The 14,393-nt window shown below is 69.4% G+C and carries 12 protein-coding genes; 10 read left to right on the forward strand and 2 right to left on the reverse strand.

Annotated elements, in window-relative coordinates; translation table 11 throughout:
- Window position 1: 1 nt before the first annotated feature.
- Window positions 2-895, forward strand: a complete 894-nt coding sequence (locus FG385_RS10205) for a lysylphosphatidylglycerol synthase transmembrane domain-containing protein (RefSeq protein ID WP_139096390.1) — start codon at window positions 2-4, stop codon at window positions 893-895.
- Here the strand turns inward: FG385_RS10205 and FG385_RS10210 are convergent.
- Window positions 813-2,663: a DUF6541 family protein gene (locus FG385_RS10210; RefSeq protein ID WP_139096391.1), complete on the reverse strand. Its 1,851-nt coding sequence runs from the start codon at window positions 2,661-2,663 to the stop codon at window positions 813-815. The genes FG385_RS10205 and FG385_RS10210 overlap by 83 nt on opposite strands.
- A 114-nt stretch (window positions 2,664-2,777) precedes the next feature.
- On the opposite strand from FG385_RS10210, the gene FG385_RS10215 reads away from it, so the two are divergent.
- Complete coding sequence (locus FG385_RS10215; protein ID WP_139096392.1) at window positions 2,778-3,458, forward strand: lysophospholipid acyltransferase family protein; 681 nt, start codon at window positions 2,778-2,780, stop codon at window positions 3,456-3,458.
- A gap of 68 nt (window positions 3,459-3,526) precedes the next feature.
- Here the strand turns inward: FG385_RS10215 and FG385_RS10220 are convergent, their stop codons facing one another.
- Window positions 3,527-4,342, reverse strand: coding sequence for a Cof-type HAD-IIB family hydrolase (locus FG385_RS10220; protein WP_139096393.1), 816 nt, complete (start codon window positions 4,340-4,342; stop codon window positions 3,527-3,529).
- A 44-nt stretch (window positions 4,343-4,386) separates the two neighbouring features.
- Between FG385_RS10220 and FG385_RS10225 the strand changes: the two genes are divergently transcribed.
- The 8 genes from FG385_RS10225 to FG385_RS10260 all read left to right on the forward strand — a co-directional run bounded on the left by FG385_RS10225 (window position 4,387) and on the right by FG385_RS10260 (window position 14,377).
- The gene (locus tag FG385_RS10225; protein ID WP_139096394.1) at window positions 4,387-5,289 is read left to right on the forward strand and encodes an LLM class flavin-dependent oxidoreductase; all 903 of its coding nucleotides are present in this window, start codon (window positions 4,387-4,389) and stop codon (window positions 5,287-5,289) included.
- A gap of 49 nt (window positions 5,290-5,338) precedes the next feature.
- Window positions 5,339-6,562 (forward strand): UDP-galactopyranose mutase, encoded by a 1,224-nt coding sequence (glf, locus tag FG385_RS10230; RefSeq protein WP_139096395.1) that lies wholly within the window; start codon window positions 5,339-5,341, stop codon window positions 6,560-6,562.
- A complete protein-coding gene (locus tag FG385_RS10235) occupies window positions 6,555-7,076 on the forward strand; it encodes a phosphatase PAP2 family protein (RefSeq protein WP_139096396.1) in 522 nt (173 codons plus the stop codon). Before glf ends, FG385_RS10235 begins: the two co-directional genes overlap by 8 nt.
- 67 nt (window positions 7,077-7,143) lie before the next feature.
- Entirely contained in the window at window positions 7,144-8,049 is a 906-nt protein-coding gene (locus FG385_RS10240) for a decaprenyl-phosphate phosphoribosyltransferase (protein ID WP_235022497.1), read from the forward strand.
- On the forward strand, window positions 8,046-9,989 hold the full coding sequence (locus FG385_RS10245; RefSeq protein WP_139096397.1) for an arabinofuranosyltransferase: 1,944 nt from the start codon (window positions 8,046-8,048) through the stop codon (window positions 9,987-9,989). Before FG385_RS10240 ends, FG385_RS10245 begins: the two co-directional genes overlap by 4 nt.
- Window positions 9,990-9,999: 10 nt before the next feature.
- Entirely contained in the window at window positions 10,000-11,433 is a 1,434-nt protein-coding gene (locus FG385_RS10250) for a hypothetical protein (protein WP_235022488.1), read from the forward strand.
- Window positions 11,434-11,494: 61 nt separating this feature from the next.
- Window positions 11,495-12,235, forward strand: coding sequence for a hypothetical protein (locus FG385_RS10255; protein WP_139096398.1), 741 nt, complete (start codon window positions 11,495-11,497; stop codon window positions 12,233-12,235).
- Between the two features lie 24 nt (window positions 12,236-12,259).
- Entirely contained in the window at window positions 12,260-14,377 is a 2,118-nt protein-coding gene (locus tag FG385_RS10260; RefSeq protein ID WP_139096399.1) for an ArnT family glycosyltransferase, read from the forward strand.
- Window positions 14,378-14,393: the final 16 nt, after the last annotated feature.

A 14,393-nucleotide genomic window follows, 5' to 3' on the forward strand; every position in this document is an offset into this window, starting at 1 on the left:
CATGAAGACCAGGATTCTCGATGTCGCACGCTGGGCCGCGCTCGTGCTGGTCATCGGTTTCGCGGTGCGCGAACTCGCCGCGAACTGGACCGAGTTCTGGCGCACCCTTCGCGGAATCGCATGGGAGTCCTCGGGGTTGAGCCTGCTCGCGCTCGTCGCGAGCATCGCGGTGTCCACCTACGGCTGGCAGGTCGTGGTCAACGGCCTCGGCGCCCCGGTCGGCTACCGGCGCGGCGCGCGGATCTGTCTCGTGGGGCAACTCGGGAAGTACGTGCCTGGCTCGGTGTGGGCGTACCTCCTGCAGATGGAGTTGGGCCGCAAGGCTGGCCTCTCGCGGGCACGCGTGTTCACCGGGTCGCTGGTGCAGTTCGGCATCGGGCTCGTCGCCGCACTGCCACTGGCGGTCCTGGCCGGGCCGCGCACGTGGCTGCTGGCGACGATCCCGGCCGCCGCCGTACTGCATCCGAAGGTGCTGTCGTGGGGCGCTTCGAGGGTGCTCAAACTGGCGCGGCGCCCGCCGATGGAACGGGAGCTCACCGGCCGCCGGACCGTGACGGCGTTCGGGGCGGCGCTGGTCGCGTGGTGCCTGCAAGGCGTGCACCTCTGGCTGCTCGCCGGCTCGGACCTGCTCACCTGCGTCGGCGCGATGGCGCTCGCGATGACCGCGGGCACCTTCGCCTTCCTGCTGCCCAGCGGCGCCGGGGTGCGCGAGGCGGTGCTCGTCGCGGTGCTGACCGCCGCCGGGATCCCCGCCGGTCAGGCGCTCGCGTACGCGCTGACCTCGCGGGTCATGTTCACCGTCGCGGACCTGCTCACCGCCCTGGCAGCAGCTGGTACACCGTGGCGTCCGCGTTCCGGTAGGCCACTCGCAGGAATGGCAGCCCGTCCAGGTTGAGCAGGCCCGGCGGATGCGGTCCGGTGGGGAACCCGCCGCGGCCGAGGATCACCCACCGTATGTTCAGCCGCGCCACCGTCGCCCGCACCTGCGGGTTCGTGTCGTAGTCGCGGAAGTGCGCGGCCAGCAACGTGTACTCCGGCGTGGGCAGCGCGCGATCGAAATGCGCCGCCACGGTACGCACCCCGGTCAGCGCGTACGTCCACACCGAACCGTCGGCGCGGTCGTTCATCGCCCACTGCCCGGGTTTCGCGAGGCGCCCGAGTTCGAGCATCGCCTGCTCCTCGTCGTGGCTGACCGGGAGGTCGTCCTCGGCGATGCCGTCGTGCGGGCCGTATCCCGGTTGGATGATCGCCGCGTTCGCCGTCGTGTAGAGCTGGTTGCTCACCACGAAGAACCCGGCCAGCACGACGACCGCTGTCGCGGGCGCGAACCACCGCATCGTGAACCGGTCGCGCACCACGCGCTGCACCTCCGCGAGCCCGTGCGCGGCCAGGACGCACAGCGGGATCGCGGCCATCGCGACCATCCGGGTCGGGTCGTTCCACCACGGCCGGGAAAGCGCTTTCACCAGCGGGTTTCCCGAGGACAGCACGGCCACCGCGAACAGGCCCAGCAGTACCGCGGACGCGGTGATCCAGCGCAGTTCGCCGAGCCCGCGCCAGGCGATCAGCCCGATCAGGAGTGCTGCGGAAAGCCACAGTTGCGCGTGCGGCTCGGTGCGCTGGAACGCGAGCAGGATGCCGACGGCCTTGTTCGTCGTGGTCTCGGTCGGCCAGCCGTTGTAGGGGAGGCTCCCCGAGGCGAGCCCGATCGCGCCGGACAGTTGCAGCCACGCCGCGACGAGACTCACCGCCGCGATCGGCAGCAGCCGCAGCAGGTTCCGGCCGATCGCGCGGTTGGCCAGCAGCGGCAGGGCGAACAGCAACCCGGCGAAGAGGGTCGACGAGTGGATCGTCAGCAGCCCGATCATGCTCGCGGCGAGCAGGAAGCCCGTGTCGAGGCCCGGCCGCCGGAGGTACTCGCGCAACGCGACGGTGCCGAGGGGGGTGAGCGCGAGGCCCAGCACGAACGGCAGCAGCGGTCCGCCCAGCGAGTCATACAGCAGGGTCGCCGCCGCGACGCAGACCAGCGCGACTGCGCCCGCGAGCACCGCGCGCCCGTGAAACCGGCGCACCAGCACGACCAGGGACAACGCCAGCAGGCCCGGTAGCAGGAGGGTGTTCGCGTTGAGCACGACCGGGATCGGCGCGCCGGTCAGCCGCTCGACGAGCGAGGCGACGAGGTGATAGGCGTTCGGGTAGAAAAGGCCGTGCGGGTACCAGTTCAGGGTCCCCATTCCGGTGAGGCTGCCGTCACCTGTTTCAGCGATATACCGGATTCCGTCGGCGTGATAAACCGCGTCGAATCCCTGGGGAATCGCGGACAGTTCACCCATTCCGCGGAGAAGCGTGCGTGCCCCGATCGTGGCGGCGAACAGTGTGGACACCGCGACGGCCGTATGCCCGCGCCAGTCCCAGTGGTGTTCGCCGGGCGCCGGACGCCGGACGGCGAACGCGATCCCGGCGAAAACGAGCGTCGCCACCAGGAAACTCGGCAGGTTGAAGGGCACTCCGATGGTGGCGAACCAGGGCCCGGCGAGGCCCGCGACGCAATAGGTGAGCAGGGGCGCCATCCCCGCCAGCAGCCAGCCGCGGGCGCCCGCGAGCGCGGCGATCACCGCACCCGGTCCGAAGATCACCAGCAGATACGCCGCGATGGTCAGCAAATTCCCGCCCCGAAAACAAAGAAACCGAATCGCGCGCACCCTACTTCCCCGGGCATCTCCTTTCCGGCACCCCGGTGTACTGACGAGTAACCTACGGTCGCGTAACCTGGTGGTATGGCAGAGCTCGTGTACCCACCCGTGATCCTGTTCGCGAAGACCATGTTCCGGGTCCTCGATCTGAAACCGCGGGTCGAAGGCGGCGAGCGGCTGCCGCGGCGCGGAGGCGCGGTGATCGCGTGCAACCACGTCAGCTACCTCGACTTCGTCTTCTGCGGCTTCGGCGCGCTGCCGGCGAAGCGGCGGGTGCGGTTCATGGCGAAGGAGTCGGTGTTCCGGCACCGGATCTCCGGCCCGCTCATGCGCGGGATGCGGCATATCCCGGTCGACCGGAAGGCGGGCCGGGCCTCCTACGACGAGGCCGTCCGGCGGCTGCGGGCCGGCGAGGTGGTCGGCGTGTTCCCGGAGGCGACGATCAGCCCGTCGTTCACGGTCGAGCCGATCAAGTCCGGCGCGGTGCGGATGGCCGAGGAGGCGGGGGTGCCGGTGTTCCCGATGGCCGTCTGGGGGGGCCAGCGGCTGTGGACCAAGGGCCATCCGAAACGGCTGACGCAGCGGCACGTGCCGATCTCGATCCTGGTCGGCGAACCGCTCGGCGCCGGTGACGACCTGCGCACCCGGATGTCGCTGCTGCTGGACAAGGCGCAGGCGGAGTACCCCGACGAGCCGTCCGGCCCGGACGACCGCTGGTGGCTCCCCGCCCACCTCGGCGGCACCGCCCCCAAACCCCCTACCTGACGCCCCACCCCGCGAGTCCGGCTTTCGCTACGCGCGTGTCCGGCTTTCGCCGCGCGCGAGTTCGGCCCTCAGAACCAGCGTTCGAGGACCTGGGCCACGCCGTCCTCGGTGTTCGGTCCGGTGATCTCGTCGGCCGCCTCGCGTACGGCCGGATGGGCGTTCGCCATGGCCACACCGTGCCCCGCCCACCGCAGCATCGCCACGTCGTTGGGCATGTCGCCGAACGCGATGATCCGCTCGGCCGGCACACCGAGCCGCGCCGCGACTTCGGCGAGTCCGGTCGCTTTCGTGATCCCGCGCGCGGAGATCTCGATCAGCCCCGAGCCCGCGGAGAAGGTGATGTCCACGGACTCGTCGAGCACCGCGCCGACCGCCTCGGCCATCTCGTCCGAGGTCATCCCGGGCCTGGACACCAGCAGTTTCATCGCCGGATGGCCGACGATCTCACCCCGGGTCACCCGCATGCCCTCGCCGTCGCCCCATGGGTTGCGGAAGCTGTCCTCGATGACGAGATTGCCGATGTCCGAGTCGAGCGCGTGCTTGCCGATGCGCTCGGCCGCGAACCCGCAGCGCGGCAGCGCCCGCGCCACCTCGGCCACCACCTCGCGCAGGAGCATCGGCTCGAGCAGGCCGTTCACCTCGGCCACGAGGTCCTCGCCGATGTCGTACAGCACGGCACCGTTCGCGCACACCGCGTAACCGGTCAGGCCGGCGGGTTCGGCGACGGACGGGATCCAGCGCGGCGGCCTGCCGCTGGCCAGCACGAGCGGCACGCCCGCGTCGGCCACCCGGCGGACGACGGCCAGCGTCCGCGAGGACAGCCGTTCGTAGGTGTCCAGCAGCGTGCCGTCGACGTCCGAGGCGATCAACAGGGGTTGCTCCACACGCCCATTGTCCCTTTGCCACCGGCGACCGATAGCGTGCTCAGGTGCGCGTTGGCATTGTGATTCTCCCCGAGGACCGGTGGTGGGCCGCCGAGCCCAAGTGGCGGGCGGCCGAGGAATACGGCTTCGACCACGCCTGGACCTACGACCACCTGGGCTGGAGATCACTGGTCGACGGCCCGTGGTTCAGCGCCGTGCCCACCCTGACCGCCGCCGCCACCGTCACCTCCACCATCCGCCTCGGCACCTTCGTCGCCTCCCCGAACTTCCGGCATCCCGTCCCGTTCATGCGGGAGCTGATCACCGTCGACGACATCGCCGACGGCCGCCTCATCCTCGGCATCGGCGCGGGTGGCCTGGGCTATGACACTCAGGTGCTCGGCGACCCGGACCTGTCCGCGCGGCAGCGGGCCGACCGGTTCGCCGAGTTCACCGAGGCGCTCGACGGCCTGTTCAGCACCGACAAGTTCGACTACAAGGGCGAGTACTACCGGGCCGTCGGCGTCCGCAACCTGCCCGGCCCGGTCCAGCGGCCGCGGGTGCCGTTCCTGATCGCCGCGAACGGGCCGCGCGGGATGCGGCTCGCCGCCCGGTACGGCATGGGCTGGGTCACCACCGGCGCGCTGCCGGACGATCCCGAGCGCGGCGGCTCGCTCGAGAAGTGGTGGCAGCTGATCGGTGAGCTGTCCGCCCGCTTCGACGAGGTCCTCGGCGAAACCGGCCGGAACCGGGCGGACGTCCATCGCTACCTCAGCCTCGATGCGGCCCCGGTCTTCTCCCTGTCCAGCGTCGAGGCGTTCACCGACGCCGCGGGCCGGGCGGCGGAACTCGGCTTCACCGACATCGTCACGCACTGGCCACGCTCCAGCGGCCCCTACGCGGGGCGGGAAACGGTGCTCGAACACGTGGTGTCGGATGTGTTGCCCGGGTTAAGGGGTACCCCTTAACCAGCGGCCGGTGTGATCGCCCTGCGTAGCGTGGGTACCCTCGACGCCCGTGAGCGAGCACACGAACCGTAGTGAGTTTTCCGAAGCCGATTTCACCGGCTACGACCTGATCGTCGTCGGCTCCGGGTTCTTCGGGCTGACCGCGGCCGAGCGTGCCGCCACGCAGCTCGGCAAGAGGGTGCTCGTCCTGGAACGGCGCGCCCACATCGGCGGCAACGCCTACTCCGAGCCCGAGCCCGAGACCGGCATCGAGGTGCACCGTTACGGTGCGCACCTGTTCCACACCTCGAACACGCGGGTGTGGGAGTACGTGAACCAGTTCACGGACTTCACCGGCTACCAGCACCGGGTGTTCGGCAAGTACCAGGGCCAGGTGTACCCGCTGCCGATGAACCTGGCGCTGATCAACCAGTTCTTCGGCAAGTCGCACACGCCGGACGAGGCCAGGAAGCTCATCGCCGAGCAGGCCAGCGAGATCGAAACCAAGGACGCGAAGAACTTCGAGGAGAAGGCGATCTCGCTGATCGGCCGTCCGCTGTACGAGGCGTTCTTCCGTGGCTACACCGCCAAGCAGTGGGAGACCGATCCGAAGGAACTGCCCGCGGGCAACATCACCCGCCTGCCGGTGCGCTACACGTTCGACAACCGGTACTTCAACGACACCTACGAGGGCCTGCCCGTCAACGGCTACACCGCCTGGCTCGAGAAGATGGCCGACCACGAGAACATCGAGGTCCGCCTCAACATCGACTACTTCGACGTGCGCGCGCTGATCCCGGCCGGCACCCCGACGGTCTACACCGGCCCGCTCGACCGCTACTTCGACTACTCGGCAGGCCACCTCGGCTGGCGGACGCTCGACTTCGAGCAGGAAGTCGTCCCGACGGGGGACTACCAGGGCACCTCCGTCATGAACTACAACGACGAAGACGTCCCCTTCACCCGGATCCACGAGTTCCGCCACTTCCACCCGGAGCGGGACTACCCGAAGGACAAGACCGTCATAGTCCGGGAGTACTCGCGTTTCGCCAAGGATGACGACGAACCGTATTACCCGATCAACACCGCCGAGAACCGCGAGAAGCTCGAGCGCTACCGCGAGCTGGCCAAGCGGGAGGCGGCCGAGCGGAACGTCCTGTTCGGCGGCCGGCTGGGCACCTACAAGTACCTGGACATGCACATGGCCATCGGTTCGGCCCTGTCGGTGTTCGACAACAAGATCGCCCCGCATTTGACCGAGGGCGCGCCGCTCGACGGGAGCATCGATGCTTGAGAAGGGCGACAGGCCGCTGACCGAGGTGGACGTCCTCGCCAAGGTGCAGCGCACGTTGAAGCGGCCGCAGGCGGTCAAGGCCGCGCGTGGCCTCTCGCACTTCGGTGAGCACGCCCTCGGCTGGCTCGCCGTCGGCGCGGTGGGCGCGGCGATCGACCGCAAACGCCGCAAGGACTGGCTGACCGCGGCGGCCGGGGTCGCCGCGGCGCACGGCGCCTCGATCGCCGTCAAGCGGGTGGTCCGCCGCCCGCGCCCGGAGCATCCGGACGTCGAGGTTCTCGTCGGTACCCCGAGCCGGCTGAGCTTCCCGTCTTCGCACGCCACCTCCACGACGGCGGCGGCGGTGCTCTACTCCGGACTGACCGGGCGTAACCTGGTTCCCGCCCTGGTGCCGCCGATGCTGGCCTCCAGGCTTGTGCTCGGGGTGCATTACCCGACCGACGTGCTCGCCGGAGCCGCACTCGGTGGCGTGGTCGGTGGTCTGCTGCGCAGGAAGATCCGCAAACAGGGGTAGGGAAAGCTTCGTGACGAAATCAGTGAACGAGACCGGTGTGGACGCCGCGCCGGCCGTCGAGAGCGAACTGGAGACCACTGCGGCCGAGGTCAAGCGCGGCCCGGTCCGGATAGCGCTGGGCGTGCTCAAGACCGCCCGCCCGCGCCAATGGGCGAAGAACGTGCTCGTCTTCGTCGCGCCGTTCACCGCGGCCCAGATCACCAACGGCGGGGTGCTGGTCGACGCACTGATCGCGTTCGTGGCCTTCTCCCTCGTCGCCTCCTCGGTGTACCTGATCAACGACGCGATCGACGTCGAAGCGGACCGGGCGCATCCGACGAAGCGCAACCGGCCCATCGCCGCCGGGGTCGTGCCGGTCCCGCTGGCCTACGCCGCGGCGGTGCTCTTCTTCGCGGTCGGCCTCGGTTTGTCCTTCCTGGCGAGCCCGCAGCTGGCGATCGTGCTGGGCGTGTACGAGGCGGTTCAGCTGGGCTACTGCTTCGGCCTCAAGCACCAGCCGGTGGTGGACCTGTCCATCGTCAGCTCCGGTTTCCTGATGCGGGCCATGGCCGGCGGTGTCGCCGCCGGGATCCTGCTCTCCCAGTGGTTCCTGCTGGTGACCGCCTTCGGCTCGCTGTTCATGGTCGCGGGCAAGCGGTACGCCGAGATCATGCTGTTCGAGCGCACCGGCGCGAAGATCCGCGCGTCGCTGAAGAAGTACTCGGCCAGCTACCTGCGCTTCGTGTGGGCGACCGCGGCGGCGATCCTGATCATGTCGTACTCGCTGTGGGCGTTCACCCTCCGCGAGGGCGCGCACGGCTCGATCTGGCCGATGATCTCGATGGTCCCGTTCGTCATCGCGGTGCTGCGCTACGCCGTCGACGTCGACGGCGGCACGGCCGGTGAGCCCGAGGAGATCGTGCTCAAGGACCGCGTCCTGCAGGTGCTGGGCGTGTTCTGGGTCGCCACGCTCGCGGTGACGTTCTACCTGTGACGACGACGCTGGCGCCGCACGCGCGGACGGACACGGTGCCCGCGCCGGAAGAGCCGCGCCTCACGCGGCTTTCGCTCGGCCGGACGGTCGCCGAACTGGTGCTCGGCAGCGTGCTCGCCGTCGTGCTGAGCCTGCTGTTGCAGGTCGCGGCGAGCCATATCGGCACCGACCCGGGCACCTACGTGCCGCTCGCGCTGGTCGATCTCGCCGGCGCGGTCATCCTGCTGGCGGTGTTCGCCCTGCTCGGCTGGGGCTGGGCCCGTCGCTGGCCGTCCTGGGTGAAGCTCGCCGGGGCATGGGCGGCACTGGCGGCGCTGGCCACCCTGCTGCTCGCGATCCCGCTGCAGGCCACCCGCTTCTTCCTCGGCGGCTCGGCCGTCGACAACACGTTCCGCCTCCAGTACATGGAGCGGATGGCCAGCAACGGGATGGCCGGCTCTCTTCCCGATATGAACTACCACGGGATCGCGCCGTACTACCCGGGCGGCTGGTTCTGGCTCGGCGGGCGGTTCGCGAACCTGCTCGGCTGGGACGGCTGGGCCGCCTACAAGCCGTACGCCATCTTGTGGATCGCACTCGGCTCGGTCGTCGCGTTCGTGCTGTGGAGCCTCGTCGTCAGCCGGCGGCTCGCGCTGCTCGCCTCGATCGCGACCGTGTTCGCCGGTTTCCTGTCCGCGTCGGTCGACGAGCCGTACGCGTGGCCGACCGTAGCCTGGCTGCCGCCGGTCGCCGTGCTCGCCTGGCTGGTGTTCCGCCGCCGTGGCCGTGTCCCGGCGTGGCCGCTCGTGCTGATCGGCGTGTACCTGGGTTTCGCCGGGATCACCTACACCCTGCACCTCGTGCTCGGCGTGCTCGCCGTGGTGGTGCTCGCGATCGTGGCCGGGGTGCTCGCCGTGCGCCGCGGCGCGGCAGCCGGGGCGACGGCGAAGCGGCTGTTCCCGCGGCTGGTCGTGATGGGCGCCGTGACGCTGGTGCTCTCGTTGGTCACCTGGGGGCCGTTCATCCTCGCGGGCGGGCTGGGCAAGCCGAACGCCGCCGCGCATTTCCTTCCCGAAAGCAGCGCGACGTTCCCGACGCCGTTCGAACCGACGAGCGTGTTCGGTTTCCTGTGCCTGGCGGGGCTGGTCTGGATGGTGCTGCGGGTGCGCCGGAGCCCGGTCGCGTTCAGCCTGCTGACCGTCGCCGCGCTGGTGTACGTGTGGTTCGGGCTTTCGACGCTGGCGCTGGTGGCGCACACCACGCTGCTGGCGTTCCGGTTCATCGTCACGATCGACACCGTGTTCGCCGTCGCGGGCGTGTTCGCCGCGGTGGACCTGCTGCGATCCGTGCCCAAGTTGTTCCGTGACAGGCAGGCCGTCCTCGTCACCGGGTTCGTGCTGGCTTTCGCCGCGGCGGTGTCGCTCGCGCAGTCGAGCGTGAAGTCGACGTCGTCCCTGGTCCAGACCGCGGAGTCGGACTACTACGCCAACGGCTACAACGCGAAGGGCCAGCACGACCCGAGCCAGGACGGCGCCTGGACCGGTGAACTGATCAGCACGATCGACCAGTTGTCGGGCCGGCCCCGCACGGAGAACGTCGTGCTCTCGTCCTACGACCGGCTGCTGTCGTTCGCCCCGTACTGGGGTTTCCAGCAGACCACCCCGCAGTACGCGAATCCGCTTGCCGAGTACGCGAAACGCAACGCGGAGATCAAGTACTGGGCCGCTTCGGCCGACTCCGCGGAGTTGCTCCAACGGCTCGCCTCGAGCCCGTACGATCCGCCGAACGTGTTCGTGCTCCGGGCCGACAATGGCAAGTATGCGGCATACGTCGCGTCCGACTCGTTCCCGCAGGCGTCTCCGGTGGCCGTGGAGAAGGTCGACTTCGATCCGGCGCTGTTCGATTCGCCACGGTTCGCCCGACGGGATGTCGGTCCCTTCGTCGTCGTCGCGCAGCGGTGACAATGGCGGGGTGAGAACGTCGTGGTGGCTGCCGGTGGCCGCCGCGCTCGTGTCGGTGCTGACCTTCCTGGCAGCCAAGGACAGTCTCACCGACGACGCGTACATCACGCTCGACTACGCGAAGAATCTTGCGGTGCACGGCGAATGGGCGCTGATCCCCGGCGTGCCCGCGAACACCGCGACTTCGCCGCTGAACGTCGCGCTGCTCGGGTTCGTCACGTTCCTGACCAGGATTTCCGGGGCAGCGCATCCGGTGGTCGCGCTCGGCCTCGTCGACGCCGGTGTCAGCGCCGTGCTCGGCTGGGCCTGGGCGAGAACGGGGCGGCCGGCACTGGCGGCCGCGGCCGGCACGGCGTTGATCCTGCTCAACCCGATACTGCTGTCGGCGCTGGGGATGGAGGTCCTGCTCATCGCCGCGATGCTGGTGCTCCTGGTCGCGTTCGCCGACCGGCCGGTGGCGTTCGGCATCCTTTCCGGGCTGGCCGTGCTGACCCGTCTCGACCTGATCCTGTTCGTCGTGGCGATCGGCCTCTGCGCGCCCGCGATCCGGCGGCGGGCCTGGCGCGTGCTGGGCCTGCTCGGGCTCATCGTGCTGCCCTGGTTCCTGTTCAGCTGGCTGTACTTCGGCTCGGCCGTGCCGGACACGCTCGTCATCAAGCAACTGCAGAAATCCTTCGGCGGCAACGGTTACCTCGAAACCGGTCTGCGTCTGATGTGGAGTTCCGACCCGCTTGCCGTGTTCAGTTTCGCCCCGGCGGAACTGGGTGTGCTGGCGGTGCTCGCGAGCCTGCCGTGGAGGGGCCGGGCCCCCGTCAGGGGGCTGGAGACAACACTGCGTCGCCGGCTGGCTCCGTTCATCGGGCTCGGGCTCGGCGGGATCGCCTACTACGCGCTGTACTCGATGCTCGGGGTGCCGCCGTACCACTGGTACTACGTGCCGCCGGTGGTCGCGTTGAGCGCGGCGGCCGCGGGCGTGGCACTGCCGCGGATCCCGCACGCGGGTGTGCTGGTGCTCGCCACGGCACTCGTCGCCGGGTACGCGCCGGCGTTCACGCGGCCGGTGCCGTGGGAGGCGCCGCCGTACTTCGGAAACTGGGCCAGCGCGCGGGATTACGCGCGCGTCGGCCGGGAACTGGCCGAACGCGTGCCGGGCGCGGCGGTGGGGTCGCCGGGCGAGATCGGCACGCTCGCGTACTTCTGCGACTGCCGGATCATCGACGGATTTTCCGATCCGGGACTGCTCGGACCCGAGATCAGGCAACGAATTGACAACGCGAGCCCGGTCGTGGCGTGGCTCTTCCGCGTCAACTACGCCAATTTCGACTGGTCGAGGCGGCCGATACGGCTGGGCTACCAGCTGCGCTACCTGCCAGGACCCGGCCAGTGGCAGGTGTTCTCGGTCGCGAAGGGTGTCGGGCACTTCACGCTGGAGCCAATTCGCTGACGCCGTTAGCCCCACGTAAAATCCTGCGGCAAGTGGTCGGGGAACACAGCAAAGGGGCGTCATGAGTTACCCCCTGTACCGCCGCGGCACGTTCGCCGTCATCGACGGCAAGTCGTGCCCGGTGTCGTACAAGGTCGGCGAGAACTACGTCCAGCTGGCCTCCGGGGACAGCACCGAGCCGATCCCGGTCGACATGTGCGCCCGCGTGGTCTCGGTCCAGGTCTACGCCACCTACCGCGGTCACGGGGTGCTGGTCGACGACATGGACGAAGCCGGTACGGCTCGGGTGATGGAAGCCGAGTGGGACGGGGAATGGGCCACCGTCAACGGTTTCCTGCACGAGAACAAGTACGAGTACTTCAAGACGGTCGACGTGACCGACCTGCGCGACTACTACGAGAAACAGGTTGATCTGCTGTTCGGTCGCTGGCGTTCGGTGCATTTCTCGCGGCCCATCGAGGGCCATCCGCTCGGCGGCGGCTGGGCCAACGGCCGCCCGGCGATCATCGACGGCCGGCCCCGGTCGGGGTTGCTGGAGACCGAGGACGGCAGACCGGTCGAGGTCACGACCCGCGCGGAGTACTTCGGTCATCCGTGCGAGATCGCGGGAATCACCGCGGACGGGGCGGTCGGACTGTACTACCTCGGCAAGGACAGCGAGCGCGCCGAGGCGGACGGTTTCGAGCCGGACGAGAACGGTCGCTGGGCCAGGGCCGTGCACATCTACGATCTGGCCCGCTACCAGGAACACCACGCCGACCTGTACTTCGACACCTGGTTGCGGGGGCGGGGCAACCGCTAGTCACCCGGGAACGTACAGTTCCGTGTGATCGAAGTGCTGAACGCCACCAGCGAGACCACCCAGACCAGCCGGTCCACGACGGGTACGAAACGTGATCTGTACCCGTGGCTCATCGGCGTACTCGCGCTGCTTTTCGGACTCGTCTTCGTCGCCTCGAACCTCGCGATCAACCAGGGCAGCCTCTTCGCCCCACTCGACGACGTGTACATCCACCTGCAGTACGGGCGGCAGATCGGGCTCGGTCACTTCTTCCAGTACAACACCGGCGACCAGATCAGCGCCGGCGCCAGCAGTTTCCTCTACGCGCTGATCCTCGGCGCCGCCTACGCGATCGGGGTCCACGGCTCGTGGTTCCTCGCCTTCGCGATGGGCTTCAACCTGCTGTGCTTCGCGGCCAGCGCGGCGCTGACGTACCGGCTCGGCTCGGTGCTGGTCGCGCGCTCGGTCGGCGCGTGGGCAGGCGTGCTGCTCGCCGTCAGCGGCCCGGCGCTGTGGGGCAGCGCGAGCGGGATGGAAGTCGGCATCGTGATGCTGCTCGTGACCGCGACGGTGCTGGTGTTCACCCGCGAGGTGCCCAGCGGCCTGTTCATCTTCACCCCGCTCCTTGGCGTGCTGCTCGCGCTCGTCCGCCCGGAGGGGCTGATCTTCGCCGGCGTGCTCACCCTCGCGTCGTGGTGGATCCTGTGGACGCGGCGGCGCACCACGGGTCTCGCCAGGACGTGGGGGCGCTGGCCGCTGACGCTGCTGCCGATGCTCGCCGGTATGGGGCAGCTCGTGTTCTACGCGATCGCCACGGGCACCACCTCGGCCAACGGCGTCCAGGCCAAATCGCTGCTGTATGACCGCCCGCTGTTCTACTTCGGCACCTTCGTCGACCGGGCGACGGCCAACCTGCGCGGGCTCGTCGGCACGTTTCTCGGCTTCACCAACGGGGATTTCGCGTTCCCCGGCGCGATGCTGCTGTTCCTCGCCGGCGTGGTGTACCTGGTCGTGCTGCGGCGGGCGTGGCGGCCGGTGTTCGTCGCGCTCGTGGCCGGGCTCGTCCTTGTCATGCTGTCGGTGTCCACTTTGAACACCGCGCTGGCCCACAACCTGCGCTACGAGCAGCCTTTCCTGCCGCTCCTGCTGCTGTTCGCGGTGTCCGGCGGGTACGGCATCACCCGTGCCGTCCCGCACCGGGCGCGGCGCGCCACCCTGCACGGCGGGCTGGCGATCGCGCTGCTGTTCTCGCTGATCGCCGTGCCGACGTGGGCGGTCCGCTACGGCCGAGACACTTCGACGATCCGGGACACCGACGTTTCGGTCGGCGCGTGGATCAGCACCAACCTGCCGCCGGGGGCGAGCGTCGCGGTGAAGGACGTCGGCGCGGTCGCGTACTTCGGCAGGCACCGCGTGGTGGACCTGATCGGCCTCGCCACCAACGGTCTCGCCGAGCCTTCGAACAACGGGATCGGCTCGCTGTACGAGGCCGTGCGGCAGCTACCGCCGGGCAAGCGCCCGACGTATTTCGCCACCTACGACAGCGGTCCCGGCCCGTCGATGGCGATGCTGCGGCAGGTCGGCATCCTCGACAGCGAACCGCTGCAGCGGTTCAAGGTGCAGACCCCGCCGGATATCCATGGCAACCTGATCGTGCCGTTCACCGAGATCGACGTCTACCGCGCGGACTGGACACTCGCCGGCAGCGGTGACTTCCAGGCGGTGCCGGGACAGTTCCGCGACTATCTGAACGTCGGTGACGTCGCCAACGAGAAGGCGCATGGCTACGACCCGATGATGGCGCAGGCGGGGATGGAGCCGCTGAGCATCGTGAGCCGCGCGGGGAACGTCATCGACAGCGGCCGGAACATCGCCGGCGGCGAGGCGTTCACCGCGCACAACCTGATCCCCGGCCGCCCGCTGACGATCACCGCGCGCACCGCGATGAACAAGATCGTGCCGGACATGCACGTGGTCGTGGACGGCAAACCGGCAGGCACCTGGACGCGCACTCCCGAACAGGGCGCCTGGGGGACCTACACCTACACGATTCCCGGCTCGCTGATCACGGGTTCGACCGCGCGGATCGAGATCGAGCAGCCGAGGCCGCTGCTCAACCCGTACCCGATCTACAACTCCTACGGCTACTGGATGAGTCAGTAGCGGCCACCGGCTCGCC

The sequence above is a fragment of the Amycolatopsis alkalitolerans genome, assembly GCF_006152065.1.
GTDB lineage: Bacteria > Actinomycetota > Actinomycetes > Mycobacteriales > Pseudonocardiaceae > Amycolatopsis_E > Amycolatopsis_E alkalitolerans.